The sequence below is a fragment of the Sodalinema sp. genome (assembly GCF_046483825.1).
Lineage (GTDB): Bacteria > Cyanobacteriota > Cyanobacteriia > Cyanobacteriales > Geitlerinemataceae > Sodalinema.
Window position 1 is genome coordinate 1 of sequence record NZ_JAWOCL010000257.1, and the last position, 24,060, is coordinate 24,060.

Annotated in this window: 13 protein-coding genes; 5 read left to right on the forward strand and 8 right to left on the reverse strand. The window is 53.1% G+C overall.

Features of this window, described 5'->3' with window-relative positions:
* Together R6U67_RS16305 and R6U67_RS16310 are read right to left on the reverse strand one after the other, a co-directional pair.
* Positions 1 to 2,786, reverse strand: a 2,786-nt coding sequence (locus R6U67_RS16305) for an AAA-like domain-containing protein (RefSeq protein WP_410253528.1), incomplete at its 3' end; no start/stop codon positions are given.
* A 27-nt stretch (positions 2,787 to 2,813) separates the two neighbouring features.
* Positions 2,814 to 4,139, reverse strand: a complete 1,326-nt coding sequence (locus R6U67_RS16310) for an AAA-like domain-containing protein (RefSeq protein ID WP_410253529.1) — start codon at positions 4,137 to 4,139, stop codon at positions 2,814 to 2,816.
* Between the two features lie 414 nt (positions 4,140 to 4,553).
* Between R6U67_RS16310 and R6U67_RS16315 the strand changes: the two genes are divergently transcribed.
* Positions 4,554 to 4,898 (forward strand): hypothetical protein, encoded by a 345-nt coding sequence (locus R6U67_RS16315; RefSeq protein WP_410253530.1) that lies wholly within the window; start codon positions 4,554 to 4,556, stop codon positions 4,896 to 4,898.
* Positions 4,899 to 5,314: 416 nt separating this feature from the next.
* Complete coding sequence (locus R6U67_RS16320; protein WP_410253531.1) at positions 5,315 to 7,663, forward strand: ATP-binding protein; 2,349 nt, start codon at positions 5,315 to 5,317, stop codon at positions 7,661 to 7,663.
* A 78-nt stretch (positions 7,664 to 7,741) separates the two neighbouring features.
* Here R6U67_RS16320 and R6U67_RS16325 read toward each other — a convergent pair whose 3' ends face one another.
* The 3 genes from R6U67_RS16325 to R6U67_RS16335 all read right to left on the reverse strand — a co-directional run bounded on the left by R6U67_RS16325 (position 7,742) and on the right by R6U67_RS16335 (position 15,444).
* Entirely contained in the window at positions 7,742 to 8,326 is a 585-nt protein-coding gene (locus tag R6U67_RS16325) for a hypothetical protein (RefSeq protein WP_410253532.1), read from the reverse strand.
* A 70-nt stretch (positions 8,327 to 8,396) separates the two neighbouring features.
* Entirely contained in the window at positions 8,397 to 9,323 is a 927-nt protein-coding gene (locus R6U67_RS16330) for a ParA family protein (RefSeq protein WP_410253533.1), read from the reverse strand.
* A gap of 115 nt (positions 9,324 to 9,438) precedes the next feature.
* Positions 9,439 to 15,444 carry a DUF4347 domain-containing protein gene (locus tag R6U67_RS16335; RefSeq protein WP_410253534.1) on the reverse strand — a complete coding sequence of 2,002 codons (6,006 nt, stop codon included), beginning with the start codon at positions 15,442 to 15,444 and terminating at the stop codon, positions 9,439 to 9,441.
* A 499-nt stretch (positions 15,445 to 15,943) separates the two neighbouring features.
* Between R6U67_RS16335 and miaB the strand changes: the two genes are divergently transcribed.
* A complete protein-coding gene (miaB, locus tag R6U67_RS16340; protein ID WP_410253535.1) occupies positions 15,944 to 17,293 on the forward strand; it encodes a tRNA (N6-isopentenyl adenosine(37)-C2)-methylthiotransferase MiaB in 1,350 nt (449 codons plus the stop codon).
* A gap of 280 nt (positions 17,294 to 17,573) precedes the next feature.
* Positions 17,574 to 18,818: a glycosyltransferase gene (locus R6U67_RS16345; protein WP_410253536.1), complete on the forward strand. Its 1,245-nt coding sequence runs from the start codon at positions 17,574 to 17,576 to the stop codon at positions 18,816 to 18,818.
* 108 nt (positions 18,819 to 18,926) lie between these two features.
* On the opposite strand, the gene R6U67_RS16350 is transcribed toward R6U67_RS16345, so the two are convergent.
* Complete coding sequence (locus R6U67_RS16350; RefSeq protein WP_410253537.1) at positions 18,927 to 19,202, reverse strand: MoaD/ThiS family protein; 276 nt, start codon at positions 19,200 to 19,202, stop codon at positions 18,927 to 18,929.
* A gap of 52 nt (positions 19,203 to 19,254) precedes the next feature.
* Complete coding sequence (gene thrC, locus R6U67_RS16355) at positions 19,255 to 20,559, reverse strand: threonine synthase (protein WP_410253538.1); 1,305 nt, start codon at positions 20,557 to 20,559, stop codon at positions 19,255 to 19,257.
* Positions 20,560 to 21,020: 461 nt separating this feature from the next.
* Here thrC and R6U67_RS16360 point away from each other — a divergent pair, with 461 nt between their 5' ends.
* Positions 21,021 to 23,252: a putative bifunctional diguanylate cyclase/phosphodiesterase gene (locus tag R6U67_RS16360; RefSeq protein WP_410253539.1), complete on the forward strand. Its 2,232-nt coding sequence runs from the start codon at positions 21,021 to 21,023 to the stop codon at positions 23,250 to 23,252.
* Positions 23,253 to 23,288: 36 nt separating this feature from the next.
* Here R6U67_RS16360 and R6U67_RS16365 read toward each other — a convergent pair whose 3' ends face one another.
* Positions 23,289 to 24,044 carry an energy-coupling factor ABC transporter ATP-binding protein gene (locus tag R6U67_RS16365; RefSeq protein ID WP_410253540.1) on the reverse strand — a complete coding sequence of 252 codons (756 nt, stop codon included), beginning with the start codon at positions 24,042 to 24,044 and terminating at the stop codon, positions 23,289 to 23,291.
* Between the last annotated feature and the right edge of the window lie 16 nt (positions 24,045 to 24,060).

Here is a 24,060-nt window from a genome sequence, read left to right on the forward strand (position 1 = left end):
TCTCGTTTGGGATGAAAGGTGAGACTGTACAGTTCTCGGGACCCTAACTCGTTAAATTCCCTCACCAGACGACCGGCCTCATCCCAAAGACGGACTTCCGTCCTCGCCACCGTCGCAAACTGAGACACGAGAGGCGACGATGGGGGAGCGTAGGCGACATTCCAGACCACCTCACGGTGACCGTAGAGCGGTTGCACAAACTCATTATCCACTTGCCACAGCCGCATAAACCCATCTTCCCCAGCACTGGCCACCTGAGTGCCTTCGGGACTAAACGCCACCCCACGGACGGTACTTCCATGACCCCGTAGGGGTCTCAATAAGGTTCCCTGGCGCGACCAAATTCGTAACTGACTATCGGCAGACCCTGAGACGAGCCGCTCTCCATCACGACTGATCGCAATACTAATCACCTCAGCCTCATGACCCTCTAGGGTTTGCAATAACTGACCCTCGCGACTCCACACCCGCACTTGATTGTCGCCATGGCCCGAGATCAAACGCTCTCCATCGGGAGTATAGACAACAGACCACGCCGAACTCTCACCCTCTTGAAAGCTGCTGAGTAAGGTTCCATCCCGTTGCCAACGTTTGATACTTCCATCGACGCTGACGGAGGCAAATTCCCCTCCCTCGGGACTAAAGGCCGTTCGCCACACGGCCGCCTCATGACCCGTTAAGGTTTGCAGGAGAGTTCCCGTCGCAGACCAAACCTTGAGGGTTAGATCACTGCTGGCTGAGATGAGTTGCTGACCATCAGGACTCCAGGACACAGACCAGACCGCCGCGTCATGGCCGCTGAGGGTCGTCTCTAAATGGCCATCGACCGACCAAATATGAATCGCACCATTGAGGGTGGGTACGGCTAAAAATTGACTATCGGGGCTAAAGCTGATGCTATAGACGGTCGCCTCTTGGGGCAGGGTCTGCATTAGGGTTCCATCCCGTCGCCAAATTTTGACGGTTGTGTCGGCACCGGAACTGGCAATGAGTTGCCCGTCGGGGCTGAAGTCCACCCCTAAGGCTCCCCCGGTATGGGCTTGCCGTCGATTAAATTCATGGTTGCCCTGGATGGCTTGTTCTAGGGTTTGGCGGCTGTCCTGGTCCAGTTCTCGGCGAATATCAGCGTTGATAAACCGTAACCGCTTGAAATTATGCCGGGCTTGCAGGGCTTGCACGAGGGCATCGAGCCGTTGGTTAGAGGCGTAACTGCCCCTGGAGGCGGCTATGATGGCTCTGACTTGGCTCAGGGAAGCTCGTTGATAGGCCCGGAAGGTAACGCTCCCGAGACCGATCGCCCCAATCAAGGCAACGATTAAGACCGCGAGAAACTGCCGTTGACGACGCACGTTATGCTTTTGCAGGTCGAGGAGTCGTTGGGCTTCGGCCAGGCGTTCTCGTTCGAGTTTGTGTTGGATTTCTTGTCGTTCAAATTTGAGGTTTTGTTGGATTTCTCGTTGTTCGAGGTCTTGGCTGGCGGTGAGATAGCGATAGTCGAGATCGCCGAGGCTTTTGCGTTGGGTCCAGTCGAGGGCTTCTCGTAGGGCTTGACCCCGCAGCAGTCGCGAGTGATCTTGATAGTTGGAGTCGACCCAGGCGTTGAGGAGTGGGGCGTAGGGGCGCAGGTGGTCGAGTTGGTAGTCAATCCACACTAGGTCAAAGACTTTTTCGTAGATGGGGTTTTTGACTCGTAGGTAACTGTCGCGTTTCTCGACGACTCCCGACAGGAGTAGTTCGGTTTGGGTGGAGGATTCGTTGGCGGGGATGGGATGATGTGGGGAACGCGATTGTTCGGCCAGCCAGACTTGGCGATACAGGGTTAGGAGTTGGCCCACGCGCCGTTCATCGTAGAGGAGGCGATCGCGGATGGTTTTGAGATGTTCGGGTTCGTCTTGGGCTTCCCAGTGATGCAAAATGTGTTTGTGAACACAGATATCGATGAGGTTTGCGATCCAGCTGGGGTCATCGGTTTCGGGGACTTGTTGGCTGTTATAGTGACTGACGACCAGGTTACAGAGTTTCTGCATGAGAAAGGGTTGCCCCCCAGTCCAATAGAGAATCCGCTCTAAGACCTGTTGGGGATGGGGGACGATCCCCATCAGTCCGGCGGCTAAGGGACTGGCTTCTTGGGCTTGAAATCCGTCGAGGTAGATGCCGCGTCCGATGTTGAAGGGGGTGCGGTTTTTGTCGGCGATGAGTTCTCCGGGGGTGGTGACGCCAAAGAGGGCGAAGCTTAAGCGGCGATAGTCGGGGGATTCTGAGCGCAGGTTATAGCAGGTGCGAATCAGGGCGAAAAAGTCGTCGGTGGCAAATTTGAGGGCCAGGATACTATCGATTTCGTCGATGAGAATCACCAGGGGGGTCTGGGTTTGCTCTAGGAGAATCTCTTCGATAAACTGTCCCAGACGCGCGGCTGGAGGGATGTCGAGGCGATCGCGCCACCATTGTCGCAGTGGGGTGGCGAGTTGGAACTGTTTGCTGAGAATGGCGGCGATCGCCGCATACCATTGTTCGACGCTCACCTGTTGGGTGCCAATGGCGGTCAGATCCAAGGCGCCACATTGCACTCCCGCCTGCCGCAGTTGAGCCATCACTTGCACCCGCAGGCTGGATTTGCCCATCTGTCGGGAGTTGAAGACGTAGCAAAATTCCCCCGCTAGCAGGGCGTTAAAGAGCCGGTCGTCGGCCTGTCGCCGTACATAGGTTTGAGATTCAGGCGGGAGAGACCCCCCCACTTGATAGCTGAACTGGCTTTGAGGTGAGGGGTGGGTTGGAATCGGGGTCATCGGCTCGGACCAGGGTGAAGGAGGATGTCAACCGGCAAAGTATTGGCGATAGAGTTCGCAACTGGGGACGGCCAGACGTTCTTTGAGGGTAATGGCACTGAGGCCTTGCAGACGATAGGCACTCTGATAAGGCAGTTCAATGCCAGCGGGGTTCCGGGCCACCTGTTGCATGGCGTCGAGTAAGCCCGGCTCTTGTTCCATCAGTTGCAGTTGCCGTCTCAGGTAGCTGTTGAAGATGGGATGATGGGCGATCGCCTCGCGGGATAAGTCCTCGATGCTCAACTCTTTTTGGGCCAGGTAAAACAAACATAGTTGTGTTAGGTAAGGATGACCACCGACGAGGTCATACATGGCCTGGGCGTAGATCTCGCCGGGATTCAGACCGTAGCGGCTGGTGATTTGTTCAATTTGGACTGGGTTAAAGTTCGGTAATTCCACCAGTAAGCCCACGTTAAAGGGCGATTGATGCAAGGTTAAGGGCAGCCAGACTTCGGTGGAGTGGATAATGGCTAACCGCAGGTTGGTCCAAATGGCACGCTGTTCGAGGCCGTAACGCCCTTGTTCGTACCAGGAGCGCAACATCCCAAAGAAGTCTGTGGCTACTTCCGGGTAGGCGAAGAGTTCGTCGAGTTCTTCGATGACCAGCAACAAGGGGGTTGCGGCGGCGGGCAGTAGATAGGTTTCAAAGTAGTCTGAGCAACTGTAACTGCTGCCAAATAGGTCATCCCAACGACTGGTGAGTTCGTTGGGGAGACCTAGGTCTTTGGCGACGACGGCACAGAACCATTGCAAAAACCGATCTGGGTCCTGCATGACTTGACAATCTAAGCCCTGGAGGTTAACAACGGAGGTACGCAGGCCGCGATCGCGGGCATGACTGAGGGTTTGCGCCATGAGCGAGGTTTTCCCGAATTGACGGGGGGCTTTGATGCGAATCAGCGCTCCGGGTTTGAGGATTTCTTGGGCGCACAGTTCCTCGATCTCGCCACGGTAAATGTAAAAGGGCGAGTCCACCGGTAATTGTCCTTTGAGCGGCGCTTGTTGTAAAGCGGCTAGGTCAGTTTCTGGGGAATTTTGCTCCGGGTTGATGACATCCGGGCTGCCCATTTTGAGGTCGAAGGCCTCAAAATAGGAGTCTAAGGTTTGCCAGTCAACGGGTTTTTGCCGACGACGGAGTTTGGTGAGGGTGTTGGAACTTAATCCGGTTCGTTCTCCGAGTTGTTCGAGGGTGTAAGGCTTGCCCTGGTTATCTTGAATGCTCGATAAATGCTCAGCTGCCTGTAACCGCTGCCAGCCCTGGGAGCTAAGAATTAAGCCCCGTCTCCGTTTGTTGGGATGCGATCGTTCCACCATGATAGGTCCTCAAAGATGTCGTTTTTTGTCTGGAATGCTCCGGAGGCCATTCTCTATTCTAACAAGTGTTACTTATCTTGAGTCCGGGCTTTTGATTAAGATACGTTACCGTTAGGTCTTATCTCTCGACTCGAAACCCCTCTAGGTTCTGGCATTAATGGCATTACAGGTGCGAGATTAAGGACGATTGATTGGCAACATCATGGGTTAAGTCGCAAGATCGTTGATTAACTAACAACGATAACATCAGATATGAAATAGATTAAGTTCCTGGCTTAAGTTGATATTGTCACTGGTTAACGGTTTTTGACTTGTTTATAATAGCGAATAAAATTGTTTTTGTAAACTATGGTAACAGTTTTTCGGGCAGTTCTGGCAAGAGAATCACTCAAGAGGTCTCGACGAGTATCTGAGATGGACGGAGGTTGTCACCGGCGTCAATTGAGGTTTACGTTAGAGACTCTCATCGCGACGCACTGGCAGCACCGACCTTCAATCCGTCATCGCTATTGCGGCCCAAATAACACCCCATCCTCGGCGACTCGGCTGACGCCGCCGCCTCAACCTGACGCCAATCTTGATCGGCAACCCGATCCCGGTTCTAAGCTGAATCAAGAACACGATCCTGACAGCGATCGCCCTCAACCGCCAACGAGCCTCCTCAAGATACCCTATCGGTTCTCGGAGGTCTATCACCTATTAAACAATCGGGTTCAGACCTCCTCTCGGGGCAAACTCGTCATGGATATCAGTCATTAGAATCGAGGCTGAAAGGGGGAGGTTAAGGAAGACGTGGACGATCATCAACTCCGTCTATCCGGGAGATAGACGGAGTTGATGACCCGAGTTGATTTTCTTTGATTTTGGTAGGGTTTAGAATGATCAGAGGGTCGGGATCACAGACCTAATCTCAGAAACTGAACGCCAAGGGTTCACCCAACACTCCAACTCTGACTCGGTTGATCGGGGTTTATCCTGTCCTTGTCTATTGTTCAATCAGCCAATTCATAAGCCAAATGTGGGATGTTGTCAAGCAACTTATTCAAACCATTTTTTCTCCCGACCAGAGCTATATGCCTCATGGTCATTGTTACCTCTGGCAAACGCCCCTAGTCGGTCTCCATGTTACCAGTGACGCGCTGATTGCCTTAGCTTATTTCTCAATTCCAATACTCTTGATTTATTTCGTTTCCCAACGTCGAGATGTTCCCTTCCTAGGTGTGTTTTACCTGTTTGGCACTTTTATTGTCTGCTGCGGTATTGGACATCTAATGGATATCTGGACCCTCTGGCATCCCGCCTATTGGCTGTCGGGGGTTGAACGGGCTATGACCGCCGTGGTGTCCTGCTATACGGCTGTGTCTATGGTGACGCTCTTGCCTCAGTTTCTGTCCCTGAAAACCCCGCAACAGTTGGAAATGGTCAATTCAATTTTGCAAGCCGAAATTGAGCGTCGCCGAGACATTGAGGAAGAACTGCGACAGACGAATCAACGCTTAGAAGCGCGAGTTGAGGCCCGCACCGCTGAACTCGAAGCGAGCCAGGCCCAATTGCAAGAGGCGCAGCGCATTGCCCATATTGGCAGTATTGATTATGACCCTAACCGTGGTGAAATTCACGCCTCTGAGGAGATTCGCCACATCTATCGCTTGGAGGATACCGGCGATCGCCCCTTGAGCCTCAAAGACTTTCTCAAGACGATCCATCCAAGCGATCGCGCCGCCTGGTGGCAGGCCCAACACCAACTCCTCCACAGTGGCCAATCCCTACACCTCGAACATCGTCTTCAGTTTCCTGACGGGGAAGTTCGCTATTTAGACATCAAAGGAGAAGCCGAACGGAGTCCTTCGGGTGAGGTGGTTCAACTGTATGGGGTGGCGATCGATATTACTGAACAAAAACTGGCAAAATTTCAATTAGAACAACAGATTCAACGCATTCAACTGGTGGCTAAAACCTTAGAGCGAGTCTGGTCCTCCGTCGATTTCGATGAAGTGATGCAAGTGATCGTCAACGAGGTTCGAGACTTCCTCAACGTCGAGCGAGTTGTGATTTACCGCTTTCAACCGGACTGGAGTGGCGATGTGATTGTTGAGTCGGTTTCAGACCCAGATTTGGCGATTCTCGGTGAACATTTCGAGGATGACTGTTTCCGTCATGACTATGTCCAACGCTACCGACGGGGACGCATCCGAGGCATCGAGAACCTGGCCACCAGTGACCTCCCGGACTGTCACAAAGCCTTGCTGAACAGGATTCAGGTTAAAGCCAATTTAGTTTTACCGCTGCTGTGGCATCCTCACTCCTTTGACGATGAACCGGAATTGTGGGGCCTGTTAATTGCTCATTCGTGTCAGCAGACACGGCCCTGGCCCAAGCCAGAATTGGAGGTGTTGCAACAATTGACGGTGCAGTTAGGTATCGCCTTGCGTCAACATAATCTGATTACATCCCTCAAAAATGAATTGGAGGAACGCCGTCAGATTGAAGCCGCTTTGCGGAATTCTGAAGCCGCCGAACGCAAGAAAGCCGACACACTCCATCAAACTCTGCAAACCCTACAACAAACTCAGGCAAAACTCGTGCAATCCGAAAAAATGGCGTCATTAGGACAAATGGTTGGGGGTCTGGCCCATGAGATCAATAATCCCATTAGCTTTATTTACGGCAATATCGACCATGCTCGTGAATATAGTGAGCAGTTGTTGGAGTTGATTAGTCTTTATCAGACCTATTACCCGGAAACCCATGAGGCGATCGCCGATCTCCTAGAGGCGTTAGATTTGGACTTTGTCCGGGAAGATTTCCCGCAATTGTTGGATTCGATGACGGTGGGAGCCGATCGCATTCGTGATATTGTCCTCTCTCTACGGAATTTCTCTCGCTTGGATGAGGCGGATTGGAAAGTCGCCGATATTAACGCCAGTATCGAGAGTACTCTAACCATGATTCAGGCTCGTCTCTCTCAAGCGGCCTCGCGATCGTCGATTGAAGTGGTCAAACAGTTGGCAGATCTTCCCCCCATTGCCTGTTATCCGGGACAACTCAATCAGGCTCTCTTTAATATCCTCAATAACGCTATTGATACCTTAGAAGAACGATTGAAAAAAGACCAAACCTTTAAGCCAGAATTACGGGTAACGACGGATTTTTTGGCATCTGAGTCGGGTGATGAAAGGGCGAGTGAGGGGGCGAGTGAGGGGGCGATCGTGCGTATTAAAATCATCGATAATGGTCTGGGAATCCCCAATGAGTTAGTCGAACGAGTCTTTGACCCCTTCTTTACCACCAAACCCATTGGCAAGGGAACCGGGTTAGGGTTATCGAATGCCTATCAGATCATTGTTGATCAACATCAAGGGGCATTTTACTGTCAACCCCATTCACCTTCAGGAACCCGGTTTATCATCGAATTACCCGCATGTCAATTGGGTTCTACCTCAAAGAATACCCCAAACGTTGCTGAGGAGGGTGCTGAGGAGGGTGCTGAGGAGGGTGCTGGGCAATTCCAGAAGTTTGTTTAAATCTCGGGTGGGCGAAACGGAGTGTAAACGGAGCTTCATGGAATACATTGCCCACCCAACCCGTCTTTTACCGATACGCTAACGTAAATTAAACGAGGTTAAAAAGCGTTGAGCGTTCTCCTGCCAGTTGTCGGAATCGCTCCTTTGAGAGGTGACCATAACTTGATAAAGTCGGTCATTCACCAGATAGAAATGAGCATAGCCAGAAGCACCATCGGGGGTCATATATTCGACCACTAAGCCAGGATAGCCCTGTAGACGGCGGGACTGTGTCACCACATCCTGCGCCTCAATTCCGCCAAGAAATCCCTCTTTCACCGCATCAAGGAACTCTGAGGGTTCACCGATGCGGCTGATAAACTCTTGAGGGTAATCGGCATAACTAATCAAATAGTCCGCCGAGGTATCCTCAGAGGCAAAGGCATATAAGGAAATTGAATCTCCCGGTAAATCCACCCTCTGCTGCATCCGTTCTGGCGGCTTCGGTACCATGACCTCAAACCGCCCTTCAGTCGATTGAAACGTTTGCCAGGCGGTTGGGGTTGAGACTTGCGCAAGGGTGTTTGAGCGAGGAGACCATCCCTGAGCCTGTCGAGCCAGACTCGGAGAAAGGCTCACGAGTAGAGTGCAAAATGAGATCAGTAGGAGCCGATTGGCGTTCATGGGATTTGGGAAGTTGGGCAAAAACAACGGTAGACTCCCTTACAGGGACAGGAGCCGTCCGACCTTGCTTTCATTCTAATTTGGATAACCGGACCGTGCGGGCAGCGGGTGTCAAGGTTTGTAACTTTTGCAAGAGTTCGTTGGTGACCGTTCGGAAGGCCTTGGAACCGGCCGAGTTGGGATCACTGAGGACAACGGGTTTGAAGCTATCGACGGCCCGCGAGACACTCACATCCATGGGAATTGAGGTTTTAAAGATTTGAGCTTCGTTAAACTCCTGACGAACCCGCTTCATCACTTGTTTGTAGTAGCGTCCGGCCAAGATACTGCGAGACATGGTAAAGACAATGCCAATCAGTTGGGTTTGGACTTTTTTCTCGATTTGATGAATTTCAATGAGCTTTTTCACCTGCCGTTCGAGAAGCTGCATTCCAATGTAGGACAGAGGTTCGGGTTTAGCGGGAATGAGGTAGAAGTCGCTACAGACGAGGCTACTGCGGGTGACGAGGTTGTAACTCGGGGCGCAGTCGAGGAGGATGAAGTCATAGTCATCGACAACCGGTTTGAGAATCCCGCGCATTAGGGAGTCTTCAAAGGTATTCCAGACTCCCTCGAAGTTCCGTTCTGGGTTACGAATGGCTTTGCGATAGAGGACTTCGGAGACAAGGAAGTCGTTATAGAGGTCGATGTCTCCGGGAAGGACATCAATCCCTTGCAGGTTGCCGCCATAGGGACGAATGATGTCCCGAACGGGACTTTCGGCGAGATCGCCGGTGATGGCTTTTTGTAGGAGATGTTTGAGGGTTCCTTTGTCTTTGCGGATTTTGGCGAAATCCGTGGGGGACATCAGGGACAAGGTGGCACTGACTTGGGGATCGAGATCCACCACCAGCACACGTTGGCGGTGTTCTTTGGCTAAACACGCGGCCATATTGACGGTGAGGGTGGTTTTCCCCACACCGCCTTTCATATTTGTTGTGGCAATTAGATAACCCATCCGTCAGTACACCGATTGCTGTTCGCCATTCAATCTAACAGATCGGCGATCGCCTGATCGCATCCCTGTGGCAGTTGTTGCCGCGATCGGTCCCTGATTTCCAGGAATCGAGGACTTATCCCGAGGACTGACTAGAGGCGTTCTCGAGGAAGTTGATCTGACCGACTTGGTCGATGTCAATATCCACCAAGATGGCTAGGGTTCGTCCATCGCGCTCGAGGGTAGCATCACCGTCACGACTGACAAAGTTCAATTGCTCCCGCGTGATGCCGTCAAAGAGAACAAAGGCATCCTGAGTTAGATCGAAGTCAAGGATCAGGTTATTTTCTACCTCATTACTGATAGCAAAGCCATTTTGACCGCCGCCGCCGATGAGGGTATCGTTGCCCCGTTGTCCAAACAGGAGGTCATCGCCCTCATCGCCATAGAGGCGGGAATTCCCCCGACCACTATAGAGAGTGTCGTCGCCTTGGCCGCCATAGAGGGTGTTATTGCCGGCATTACCAAAGAGGACATCATTGCCCTGGCCACCGTGAACCAGAGAACTGTCATTACCGCCGGCCAGGGTATCATTGCCCCGTTGACCGAAGATGACGTTATTGCCCCGTTCGCCAAAGACAATGACATCACCACTCCCGCCAAAGATGGTGTCGTCGCCTAACCCCCCTTGGAAGGTATCTTGGCCACCATTACCGAACATGACGTTATTCCCCGCCGCGCCAATGAGGAGATTATCGCCCGTGGCGGGGTCGTTGGGGTTGCCGTTCCCGGCGACGAGGGTATCATTGCCGCCGCCTCCACAGAGAGTATCGTCACCATGACCGCCAAAGAGGAGGTCATCATTGTTGCCTCCCCAAACGATGTCATTGCCACGGCCGGCGCGAATGGTGTCTTCCCCGTCTTCGCCAACGAGGCTATCATTGCCCGAACCGCCGAACACTAGGTCTTGGCCGCCGCCGGTGAAGATGAGGTTATCACCATCATTCTCCCGAACGAGGGGATTGCCGTTGGCGGCGACGAGGGTATCGTTGCCCGAACCGCCACGAATGGTATCGTCGCCGCGATCGCCAAAAATCAAGTCCTCACCATCGCCGCCGAAGATGAGGTCTTCCCCATCGCCGCCATAGAGACTATCACCCCCATGACCCGCGAGGAGCAGATCATTGCCCTTGTTCCCGCTGAGGAAGTTGCTGACGGCCGCTTCCGCCGAGAGACTGCGGGGACTGCCGAGGAGGGTATCATCGCCAAACTCCCCTTTGAGGCTATCCGACCCCTGACCCCCATACATGAGGTCGTCATCTTGTCCCCCGAAGGCCAGGTTATTACCATTGCCGGTGGAGATGGTGTCATCGCCTCGGTTGCCGAGAATCAGATCATTGCCAATGCCGCCATAGAGGAGATCGGGGCCATCTTCGTCGATCATGGCGGGGTTCAGGGAACCGCCGACGAGGGTATTGTTGCCCTGGTTGCCGTAGAGGGTGTCAGCGCCGCGATCGCCGAACAGAAGGTCATCGCCAGACCCGCCATCGAGCCAGTCGTTGTCATTGCCCCCAAACAGGCTATCATTGCCCGCTCCGCCAAAGAGGACATCTTCGCCGTTATTACCCGAGAGGAGATCTCCGGTGCTGATGGGGTCCGGGGTGGGTTCGGGGTCAGGAGTCGGTTCAGGAGTCGGTTCAGGAGTCGGTTCAGGAGTCGGTTCTGCATCCTGCTCTTCTGCATCCTGCTCCTCTGCATCCTGCTCTTCTGCGGCCTCTTCGGGGTCTTCTAACCCTGCCAAGAACTCGAAAGTTAGCTCTTGAGGCGTGAATGCCTCTGCATCGGTGAGGATATCTTCATTGGCAATGTCTTCATCGGCCGGTTCGATGGTGTCGGGACTGCCAATGAGGGTATCGTTGCCAAACTCCCCTTTGAGGGTGTCGCTACCAGCATCGCCATAAATCAGGTCATCCCCTTGGCCACCAAAGATCAGGTCTGTACCATCGCCACCCGAGAGGCTGTTCTGGCCCAAGTTGCCAAAGATGGTGTCATTGCCACCATCGCCATAAATCAGGTCATCACTGCCTTCAAAATCAGGGGTGCGGTTTTGGGGACCACCGCCAATGATGTCGTTGCCGGGGCCGCCGGAGATGGTATCGTCGCCGCGATCGCCCCAAATGACGTTATTGCCACCGCGAGCCAAAATCAGGTCACTATCCTGGCCACCATTGAGGGTATCTGCCCCCAGATGACCGAGAAGAGTATCATTCCCCTTATTGCCCGCTAGAGCGTTGTTTCCGCCACCGGTGACAATCAAATCATCGCCATCTGAACCTCGCAGTTGGTCATCGCCGAGACCGCCGCGAATGTCGTCGTTTTCAGATTCCCCGGTGGCGATCGTATCGGCGGTACGATCAGGGACTTCGACGCTGTCGAGTTGTTCCAAGCCATCGGCCTGCAACGCCGGCAAGGGGTCAGGCATCTGCCTGTTGACCTCCGGCAACTCCGCTAACTCAGGAATCTCGGGTTTCTCCGGTTTCGGGGGACAGAGGGAGTCGAAGTCTTCTTCCGGCTCGGGGTCCGGGTCGGGGTCCGGGTCCGGAGAGGGAGTCGGAGAGGGAGAAGGATCTCCACCAATATCGGGATCATCGTCCTCATCCTCATCCTCATCCTCATCGCCAGGAGAGGTGGTCTGGTTGGTAAAACGAACTTCGCCAGGAATGGGGTCAATGGCCCCGAGATTATCAATGGCCGAATAGGTAAAGCGAATATCCCCGCTGCCATCTCCCACATCTAAGAAGAGGCGACTCAATTCATCAGGAGTCAGGATTTGCCCTTCTTCCACCGCAACCCCTCCGGCGCCAGGACGACCCAGGAAGAGAGTGCCTCGATTGGGGAGCGTGTTGATGACGAAACCACTAATGTTGCCATCATCATCACTCCCGCCGAGTCCCGAGAGACGAATCACCTCACCCGGATCTGGCACAGGATTGGTCACATTGTCTGTGTCTGGGAAACGATTACCCACTTCTAAGGTCACTTCAGCCGGGGTGGGATCTTCTTCGGATTCATTGTCGATCGCCGCATAGGTGAAGTCACTGCCGTTGAAGTTATCGTTGGGTAGGAAGAAGACATCATCGATGCGGTTAGCCGGAATCGTGTCGTCTGTCCCCAAGGCCCGACCGCCATCGGCCGGATCTCCCAGGAATAGGGTTCCATTCCCCGGTGCGCGAGTAATCCGAAACTCGTCAATCTCTCCATCGGGATCGTTGCCCCCTAAGCCGGTTAAACGAGTCGCCACCCCCGGTGGAATTTCATTGACTCCTCCAAAGGTGTTCGGAGGAACTTCAACGGTCGTCTCTTCGGTTTCTGGGGGGATGTTGCTGCCCTCAGTTTTCAGGAAGACGGTGCCTGGGGTCGGGTCTTCTGCACCGGTTTCGTCAATGGCAACATAGGTAAAGCTGGTGTTGCCGGTAAATCCTTCGGGGAAGCTAAATTGCAAGCGAGCCAGTTCATCCGGCGTTAGCACAGCACCGGCACTGATCTCTTCTCCATCGAGGGTTAGGGTTCCCTCGCCGGGTAACTCATCAATCCGATATTCGAGATCCCCGTCATCGCTTTCAATATCCGTTCCGCCGAGTCCGTTGAGGGTGACCGGTTCACCGGGTTCGATAACCTGTAACACATCCTCGGTGTCCGGCGGTGCGTTGGCCGTCCCTAAGGTCACCTCCGCCGTTGGGGATTCGGCCCCTTGGTTGTCAATGGCGCGAAACCCGAATGTGGTGCCGGTGAATCCCGGTTCGGCTCGGAAGAACAGGCGCTCGAGTTGGTCGGGGGTTAGAGTTTCCCCTTCAGCCACTTCTTCTCCCCCTCGTTCGGGATCTCCGATAAAGAGCGTGCCTTGGCTGGCCGGCGGCAGTTCAGTAATTTTGTAGCGATTGATGGTTCCATCGGGATCCTCGCCGCTGAAGAGATCGTCGGAGAGGTTGGTGACGGCCCCGGGTGGCACATCTTCTTCGCCTCCGGTGACCTGAGGCGGACTGTTGAGGGTAATCTCTCCCGGTTCTGAGGCTTCTCCTTGGTTATCAATGGCCCGATAGGTAAAGCTGGACCCATCGAAGTTATCGTTGGCATCAAACACCAACTGATCTAACTCATCGGCACTGATGCTATCCCCCCGACCGATTTCTCGACCATTGACTCGCAACACACCGCCCTCGGGGATGGTGTCGATGACGTACCGTTCGATGGTTCCATCGTCGCTGCCAAATAGGACATCGACCGCCGTGACTTCACCGGGGGGAGTTGTGACTAAGCCATCATCAACTTCTGGGGGTTGGTTGCCAATCTCAATCGAATCTGTTGCGGTGACTTCCGGGAGGAGGCGATCGGAATTATTGGGGTCAACGATCCCAAATCCAGGCACTCGGACCCTAGCCGTATTTTGAATTGAATCACCGCTGGGTAAACTGCTGACGGTGGCTTCGACTTGGTACACCGCCCGTTGATTGGCTTCTAGGTCGAAGGTATCGGACAGTGGGCCGCTGCCACTGGTGCTACTCACCACGTCACCATCAGCATTGAGAATCTGGCGCGTCCAGCTAAAACTCTCAATACCATCGGGGAGAGGGTCTGAGACTTGGATGTCGGGGATGGTTCCGTCGCTAATTTGATTCGTCTTGGGGTCGGTGATGCCCTGGTTTTCAATGGTGACTTCGTAATTAACGGTTCCGCCAGCATTAACCGACTCAGCGTCGGCATCCTTCTCCACCGTCACATTCAAGGCTACGGAGGCTTGTGGTAGGCTGGCGAAGTCTGAGATAGGCTCACCGATATCTCCAATTCTCACCGCTGGCAAGTTGTCCGTACCTCGGGCCGAGAGCTGCTCACGGTCTAAGCGGTACATGACTGACTCGGCGTTGAAGTAGAGATTATTGTCAGCTCCAAAGCCTAAGGCGCCTGCACGTCCATTGATCGCCTCCTCGTCCTCATTGAGGATAATGCCAACTTGTTGTCCAGTGGCGCTGCTGATCTGATTGTCAGCATCGAAGGATAACTCCACCCGGTAGAGTTCGTAATCATTCGACGAGCCTTGGCGAGCCGTGATGAAGAAAACATTCTCATTGTCTGGGTCAAAGGCGATGTCACCACCACCGCGACCAATTCCAGTAATACCGATCTCTTGAACACCGACTTCACCATCGGTGACGTTATCAGGGTCAATGGCATAGAGAACCCGGTTCCTGAAGCCCATGCCGTAGATGCGTCCATCTTGGGATTGCCCTAATTTGACAATCCGATCATTGTTGTTGCTTAGGTCGCCTGAGATTGGATCATCATCTCCTCGAGTTGTAGGGTTAAAGCTTCCAATCTCCTGATTGTTTCCGGTCTCAAAGTCGAATTTATAGACGGTAATCCCGTCGTCTACGGTATTTGTGTCGGTATAAAATAAATCCCCATCACTGTTGCGAGATAAGGCAAAGGCGCTATCAGCCAGTTGACCAATGGGTTCCCGTTCAGCATTGGTGGGGTTGACTAAAAATAATTCGTCGTTATCCTCTCCCCCACTGGCATAAAAGAAGTTGGGAGTATTAAAGCGACCGGGATAGGTCGCTAGGGTGTTGGGGTGGAAAGGCAGCCAGAGCGCATCGAGGCCCCTGGCGCTGGTTTCGGCACACTCTTGGCTAGATTTTGGCCTGAGGATGCGGTCAAAGTGCCACTGTCCCTGACCCACGACGTGACTCGATGCGGCAAGGGTGACCCCCAGCAGGCGATGGAGATGCGTCAGAAAGGTCTGTCCCAGAGTTCCGGCGCCGGTGCGACAGCCGTAGAGAACCACGGACCCTTGAGGAGAGAGGAACTGGGACCATTGACGGAGGCGATCGCCCCATTGGTCAAGGTTCTGCGAGGTTAACCAGGTCTGACCCAACTGCACCCCCCCCGGCTGTCCATGAGCCATCAGATGCAGGCTCGTGATGCCCCGATGCTGCTCAAGATACTCGGAAATCTGCTCAAGTCCATGACGCTGGGCATCAAGTTGTAGGACTTGGGCCGCGTCGATGACCCCTTTGCGTAACTGTTCAGGTGCCTCAATGGCAGCGTCAAGGACAAGCAGGGGACGATATGGGTAGTGCAGATTCATGATGGGTCTAAAAGATGCTGGGTGTTTATGCTGAGGCTGGCTCCCTAGATTCAAGGGGAATCTCCTGGGCGGTCTGAGAAAATAATGATTAAGGTCGAGCCAACTGAAGAAATGCCTAAAAAAGCTCCCTCATGGGGGAGACGCTTCCAGACGAGTGATGAACTCTCACGTGATGTCTACGGCAGAGACATCGTATTCAATCGGACTGGATGACACCCGGATGGCTGATCGCGCTGGGGCAAAGCCATGCCTCTACACTTTATAACCCAGGCCTTGGCGATTTCCTAAGGATTCCGGAATTTAATTGCAAAGATTTGATAAAGCTCAACGGACTATCGACGTGTATCCGTAAAAATACGGCTAATAACTCCGTAATAGCACGTAAGTCTTAGCCCCAGAAACTGGGGTCAGCGGAAGTTCAAGGGGCGATCGCCCCCCCAACTCGCTAAAATAGGGATTCCCTGAACAGTCCTGAACATCTAAGCGCCAACAGATACCTATGACCGTTACCCCTCGTCGTTACCACATCACCACCTTCGGCTGTCAGATGAACAAAGCTGACTCGGAACGGATGGCCGGGATTCTCGAAACCCTGAATTTCCAATCCACCGACGACCCCAACAGCGCTGACCTCGTCCTCTACAACACCTGCACCATCCGCGACAACGCTGAACAAAAGGTCTATTCCTACCTCGGCCGTCAAGCCAAACGCAAACAAAATGACCCCAACCTCATCCTCGCTGTCGCGGGTTGCGTGGCCCAGCAGGAAGGAGAATCCCTGCTGCGACGGGTTCCTGAACTGGACTTGGTGATGGGACCGCAACACGCCAATCGCCTCGGAGATCTCCTCGAACAAGTCTTCTCCGGTAGCCAAGTGGTGGCCACGGAACCGGTGCATATTATGGAGGACATCACCAAACCTCGCCGCGATAGCGCCGTGAGTGCTTGGGTGAATGTGATTTACGGTTGCAACGAACGCTGCACCTATTGCGTGGTTCCCAATGTGCGCGGTGTGGAACAGTCCCGCACCCCGGAGGCGATTCGCGCCGAAATGGAGGAACTCGGACGACAAGGCTATAAGGAAGTGACCCTCCTCGGGCAAAATATCGATGCCTATGGCCGAGATCTCCCCGGTAGTACCCCCGAAGGACGACATCTCCATACCCTGACGGATTTGTTGTACTTCGTCCATGATGTGCCGGGAATCGAACGCATCCGCTTCGCCACCAGTCACCCCCGCTACTTCACCGAACGGCTAATTCGCGCTTGTCAGGAACTGCCCAAAGTCTGCGAACATTTCCATATTCCCTTCCAATCGGGTGATAACGATATTCTCAAAGCGATGGCCCGGGGCTATACCCATGAGAAATATCGCCGCATTATCGACAAAATTCGCCAGTATATGCCCGATGCTGCTATTAGTGCTGATGCCATTGTCGGCTTTCCCGGCGAAACGGAAGAACAGTTCCAGAAAACCCTGGATTTAACCGCCGATATTGGTTTCGATATCCTCAATACGGCCGCTTACTCCCCCCGGCCGGGAACCCCCGCCGCTGACTGGGAGAATCAACTGAGTGATGAGGTGAAACAAGACCGCCTACAACGGCTGAATCACTTGGTTAGCCTCAAAGCGGCTGAACGCTCCCAACGTTACGCTAATCGTGTTGAGGAAGTGTTAGTTGAGGAACAAAACCCCAAAGATCCCACTCAAGTTATGGGACGAACACGGGGCAACCGCTTAACCTTCTTTGAGGGGAATTTAGAGGAGTTGAAAGGGAAAACTGTGTCTGTGGAAATCTCGGAGGTTCGTCCCTTTAGTTTGACGGGACGGGTTCTGGCTTTGGTTTAGTCGGAATGGGGGGTCGTGCCACTTCTCTCGGTGGTTCTCTGAAAACAGTTTCAAAGACCTGAAAATGCTAGAATCAGTGGGATTGATGGTGCGATCGCTCCTGCGGCGATCGCACTGACGGAAATCTCTTTAGAATTGACCCCGAACCACTGACCTTTCCCTCTAACTCTAACCCTTAGACTCAGCCTGATTCATCATGCATCAGTCATGTTCTCTGAACAGGCCTGCAACCCCTAATTTAAGGCTGAGTTGCTGTCGCGTTTTACAAGGAATTCCATCTATGGCTTCTCTACAGTCTATTGCCTTAATCTCGGTTCATGGCGATCCGGCGATCGAAATTGGTAAGGAAGAAGCTGGAGGACAAAATGTCTATGTTCGCCATGTCGGTGAAGCTTTAGCCGATTTAGGCTGGCAGGTGGATATGTTCACCCGCCGCACGAACCCCAGCCAGGCCGATGTGGTCCAACATGGACCCAATTGTCGCACGATTCGCCTCAGGGCAGGGGCAGAACGCTTTGTTCATCGGGATCTAATTTTTGACTATCTACCTGAGTTTGTTCAGGCCTTCCATCGCTATCAACGGGATTCAGGTCGACACTATCACCTGGTTCACACCAACTACTGGCTCTCGGCTTGGGTGGGACTGCAACTGAGACAGACTCAATCCCTGGCCCAGATTCATACTCATCATTCTCTCGGCTCCGTGAAATATCGGTCTGTGCAAGATATTCCCACGATCGCCCAAACCCGTTTGGCCACGGAAAAACATTGCATTGAAACGGCCGATTGCATTATTGCTACGAGTCCTCAGGAAGTCGAGGATATGCGGCGGGTGACCCCCTTGGGTAACATCCAAGTGGTTCCCTGTGGTACGGATGTGCATCGGTTTGGTTCGATTTCTCGCTCGGCGGCCCGGGAGTTACTTGAGATTCCCCCGGAACAAAAACGCCTCTTTTATGTGGGACGCTTCGATGCTCGTAAGGGCATTGAAACCCTGATTCGGGCCGCTGGCCGATCGCAGTTCCGCCATGATCCGAATTTTAAGGTGGTCATCGGCGGTGGGGCGCGCTCGGGCCATCAAGATGGTGATGAACGCGATCGCCTCGTCGCCTTGACGCAAGAACTCGGCCTCGACGGCCAGGTTGAGTTCCCCGGCCGCATTGAGGATGACTTGATGAGTGCTTACTATGCAGCAGCCGATGTCTGTGTGGTTCCGAGTCACTATGAACCCTTTGGCTTAGTGGCCATTGAGGCTATGGCCTGCGCCACGCCTATCGTGGCCAGTGCGGTCGGTGGCTTACAATACTCAATCCTGCACGAAAAAACGGGATTGTTAGCCCCCGCAAAGGATGAGGTGGCCTTCGCCGCCGCCTGCGATCGCATTCTCTCGAATCCCCGATGGCGCGATAAACTCGGCCAAGCCTCTCGCCAACGGGTTTTAGAAGAGTTCAGTTGGGAGGGGGTGGCCCACCATCTAACGCAAATCTACGATGGACTCTTAGAAGAAACGGCCATTCCTGCTTAATTGTCAAGCTCGTTAACCGTTGATTTAACGCATTAAAAATCGGGGTGTACTCACAACAGTACACCCCGATTTTTGATCAACATCTCAAACTCAAGGATTCACGACCCCTCAACCTCCAGCCACCGCCGGAACAATGCTCACTTCATCACCATCATTGAGCGTGGTTTCAGTGTTTTGCAGAAAGCGAATATCCTCGCTATTAACGTAGAAATTCAGGAAGCGGCGGGGTTTGCCCTGTTCATCACACAGACGGGCTTTAATCCCTGGACAAGAGCCTTCGAGAGCCTCAATTAACTCGGAAATACTGCCGGCGTCACAGTCAATTTTGGCGCGATCGCCGGTGAACTTTTGCAGTGGAGTGGGAATCAAAACGGTGACAGACATAAGGACTCAAAATAACTCAAAATAACTCAAAACAAAGGAAAAAATCACAAAACTAAACCAAAACTTGCTGCCATTCCAGACGATTGAGAGTATGAGAACGCTCCAACGCTCGCTCAAAGGAATCCAGTTTCGGCTCAATCGTGAGGGGTTCACCAATATAGCCTTGAACCGCCTCTTGGGTTTTCAGGCCATTACCCGTGATATAAACCACCGTTACCTCATCAGGGTCAATTTTGCCCGCTTCCACCAGTTTTTTCAGGGTGGCGATGGTCGTTCCGCCGGCGGTTTCGGTGAAAATGCCTTCGGTTTCTGCCAACAACTTCATCCCGTCGATGATTTCAGCATCGGTGACCGATTCAATGGTGCCATTGGTTTGGTTGGCAATGTCCACGGCGTAAATTCCATCGGCGGGATTACCAATGGCGATGGATTTAGCAATGGTGTTGGGTTTCACCGGGGCGATGAAGTCCCGTTTTTCTTTATAGGCTGTGGCGATGGGAGAACAGCCTTCGGCTTGGGCGCCACTGAAGCGAACCGCTTTGTCGTCGACTAAACCGGTTTCGACAAATTCGCGGAAGCCTTTATAGATTTTCGTAAATAGAGATCCCGAGGCGAGGGGGGCGACAATATGATCCGGGAGTTGCCAGCCGAGTTGTTCGGCCACTTCAAAGCCTAGGGTTTTCGAGCCTTCAGAATAATAGGGGCGCAGGTTGATGTTGACAAATCCCCAGCCTTGGGTGTTGGCCACTTCTGAACAGAGGCGGTTCACTTGGTCATAGTTGCCCTTGACGGCCATCAGAGTCGGGTTATAGATGAGGGTTCCCAGGATTTTACCGGCTTCTAAGTCTGCGGGGATAAAGACACAGCAATCGAGACCCGCATGGGCGGCGATCGCCGCTGTGGAGTTGGCTAAATTGCCGGTACTGGCACAAGATACGGTAGAGAAGCCCAGTTCACGAGCGCGAGTCAAGGCGACTGAGACCACCCGATCCTTGAAACTTAGGGTGGGCATATTGACCGCGTCATTTTTAATATAAAGCTTTTTCAGTCCCAAGCGACGAGCCAGACGATGGGCTTCGACTAACGGTGTCATGCCCGTTCCTACGTCAATGGGGGTATCCGTGGCGACTGGGAGGAAGGGTTTGTAACGCCAAATGGAATGGGGTCCGGCTTCGATGGTCTCCCGGCTGACGGTTTGGCGCAAGACATCGTAATCATATTTCACTTCCAGCGGCCCGAAGCACTCTTCACAGACATGTTTAGCGGTGGCTTCGTATTCAGTGCCGCATTCCTTGCATTTTAGTCCGGTGAAAGCGGTGGTGGAAGCTTGTTTGAGGCGTTCGATGGCTTGGGTCATGGGGGGGTCTCTATTTGTCTTAACTCAACCTGAATCGAAATCGTAACATGGGGGTCAAGTCTCGTCAAATAATCCCGATGCTTTTTGTCGGGATTAAAGCAAATCTGCCTAAGTTTCCTCTGGGTCGGGGATAGCAGGGGCGAGGGGAGATCAATGTTTAAATAGAGAGAGAATCAGGTCGAAAAAATCAGGAGTGGCGATCGCAACCTAGACCCCATCAAGCTCAGGAGGATCGTGGTATTATCATTGGCGCTTACAGGGGCATCCATCGTCGAGACCAAGAGACAGTAGAAAACGAGAGAACATTCCTCACTCTCATGCGGTGGGTAAATCGCTCTTGTATCCTTGACAAGTTAGGCTGAATTGTATGGTGAAGAAATGGTCAAGCCACTATGACGGCGAAAACGCAAAGCGATTACCAATCCAATTCCAGCGTCAATGCTAGTCACCAAGGTACTCCGGTGTTCGTATCTTTCTTTAGCTACCCCTTCCTGAAACGGCTGCAACTTCAGTCTCACATTGACTTAGCCATTGAGACGCCCAAAAATCCGCAATATGTAGCCAATCTCAAACGTTGGTCACGGATTTGTGCTTATGCCGTCATTGGCTTAGGAGGTCTTGTCTTACTCGGTTGGGTATTTGATATTGGCTTGTTTAAAAGTATCCTCCCCTTCTGGGTGACCATGAAAGTCAATACCGCCATTGGCCTAACCTTGGCCGCAGGAGCGCTGCTAGCCAGTCATCGTCAACTCAAGGTTCTGACGATGACTGGCGCTGGGCTAGTTTTGGCCCTTGGGACGATCACCATCCTCGAATATGCCTTAGACCTCAGACTGGGACTGGATCAGGTGATTTGGCCCGATGATCCCAATCCGGTCGGCACCTACGTTCCAGGGCGCATGGCCTTAAATGCGGCGATCGCCTTTTGCAGCATCGGCATCGCCCTCACGTATCAAGCCTTCCGTCGCTATCGAGCCGCCCAACTCTGGGGAATTATCACCTTTCTCATTGCCCTACTCGGCTGTCTCGGCTATCTGTTTGGTATTACCGCTTTTTACGGTTTGGGACAGTTTACCGAGATGGCCCTACATACCGGTATTGGCTTTATCCTTCTCTCCCTGGGGGTTCTCGGCCGCTACCCCGATCGCGGTGGTATGGGAATCACCGTGAGTGAACTCGCCGGCGGTGCAACGATTCGCCGTTTGATTGGCTTAACCCTGATCCTACCCACCCTTGGCTGTGGCTTAGTGCTGTTGGGAAAACGAGCTGGCCTCTACGACGGAGAAGTGGCCTTAGTTCTGTTAAGTATTGCCAGCGTCTTTGTCTTAGGAGCGGTGATTTGGTGGAATGCTCGCACCATTGGCGCGGCTGACTATCAGGCCCTGTACGATACGTTAACCGGATTGCCCAACCGCCTCTTATTTCGCCAACAACTGACCAACGCCCTACGAGACGCGCGAGAACAGAGTCAGTCTCTGGCAGTATTTTTTATCGATATTGACTGTTTTAAAAAAATCAATGACACTCTTGGCCATGATCTCGGTGATGAAGTGTTGCAGTTAGTCAGTCGTCGTATCTTGGCCGAACTCCCAGAACAGGCGAGTTTATCGCGTTGGGGTGGGGATGAGTTTACGCTGCTGTTACGGCATCCGGTGGATCGCTTAACCTGTGAACGACTGGCGCAGCGACTGCTGGGAGTGCTGGGGTTACCCTTTGATATTGAACCCTATTCCTGTTACGTCAGTGGCAGTATTGGCATCGCCGGTTATCCCCAGGATGGAGAAGATGCAGCAAGCTTAATGAAACATGCCGATATCGCGCTGCACCGAGCTAAGGACACGGGACGAGGGAGTTTTCAGTTTTATCAAGGGGGTTTGGAACATCCGACCTATGATCTGTTGTTGTTGGAACGGGAATTGCATCTGGCCGTCGAACGACAGGAGTTTGTGCTGTTCTATCAGCCGAAGTTATCGATTAAAACTGGCAAATTGTCGGGGTTAGAGGCGTTGATTCGTTGGAACTCGCCCCGCCTGGGCCGGGTGTCTCCTCAGGAATTTATTGCGCTGGCGGAGGAGAATGGTTTAATTGTGCCGATTGGTGAATGGGTCCTCTATGAGGCCTGTCGACAAATTCGCCGTTGGCAGGAACAGGGTTTTCCACCGGTGGCGGTGGCGGTGAATTTGTCGGCCCGCCAGTTTTTGCAGACGAATTTGGTGCAGACGGTGCGACAGGTGTTGGAGACGACTCAGGTGTCGCCGCAGTATTTGGAGGTCGAGATTACTGAAACCGTCGCCATCCAAAATGTGGAACTGACTCAGGTGATTCTTCAGGAGTTGCGGGAGATGGGGGTGAGGATTGCTCTCGATGATTTTGGTATGGGCTATTCTTCGTTGGCCTATCTCAAGAATTTTCCTCTGAATGCGCTGAAAATCGATCGCTCCTTTGTTCGAGATGTGACGACTCAATCGAAAGATCGCGCGATCGCGTCGGTGATTGTGGCGTTGGGGCGAGGCTTAGGGATGAAAATTGTTGCTGAAGGGGTGGAGACGGCGGAACAGATGCAGTTGTTGTTTGAGTTGGATTGTGATGAGATTCAAGGCTATTGGCTCTCTCCGGCGCGGCCAGGAGAGGCGCTGGATGAGATTTATGAGCGTATTCGCATTTGTCAGCCTCTGTTAACGATAAATCGTTAGAGGGAACACCGGAACTGGGAATGGGGAATAGACACCCTAGATTGGCTGTATCAGTGCTGAGGGGGTTTCTAGGCCGTGGCACTCCATGAGGGTACGATCGCCGAGGATCTCGGCCGGGGGACCATCGGCGATGAGCTGGCCCTTATCTAAGAGGAGGACGCGATCGCACAGTTCTAGGATCAATTCGAGATCATGGCTGGCCACGAGTAGGGTTTGTGGGGATTGTTGCAGAAACTCGATCAGACGACGGCGCGATCGCAAATCTAAGTTCGCACTGGGTTCGTCGTAGAGGATGACATCGGGTTTCATCGCCAACACTCCCGCGATGGCCACCATCCGTTTTTGTCCCCCAGATAGATGATGGGGGGGGCGATCGCGATAGTCGAGAATCCCCAATTGGTCTAAGGTTTCATGCACCTGATGGGCCACCTCAGCATCGCTATAGCCGAGATTCTCGACACCAAAGGCTACATCATCCCAAACAGAGGGAGAAAACAATTGATCGTTGGGGTTTTGAAAGACTAACCCCACTTCCGGGCGAAATTGTCCGGGAATGACTGGTTTTCCCAGGATACTCACCTCTCCTGAACTCGGACGCAAGACGCCACAGATGGTCAGAAATAAGGTTGTTTTTCCGGCACCATTGGGGCCAATCATCCCCACCCGTTCCCCTGGCTCGATGGTCAGGGTAATTTCATTGAGGACGTAGGGGACATTCGGATAAGCAAAGGCAACTCCATCGAGGGATAGAGCGGCTTCTTTGGGGGGTTGAGATGCAGAAGGATGAACCACTATAGCAGGTGAGGAC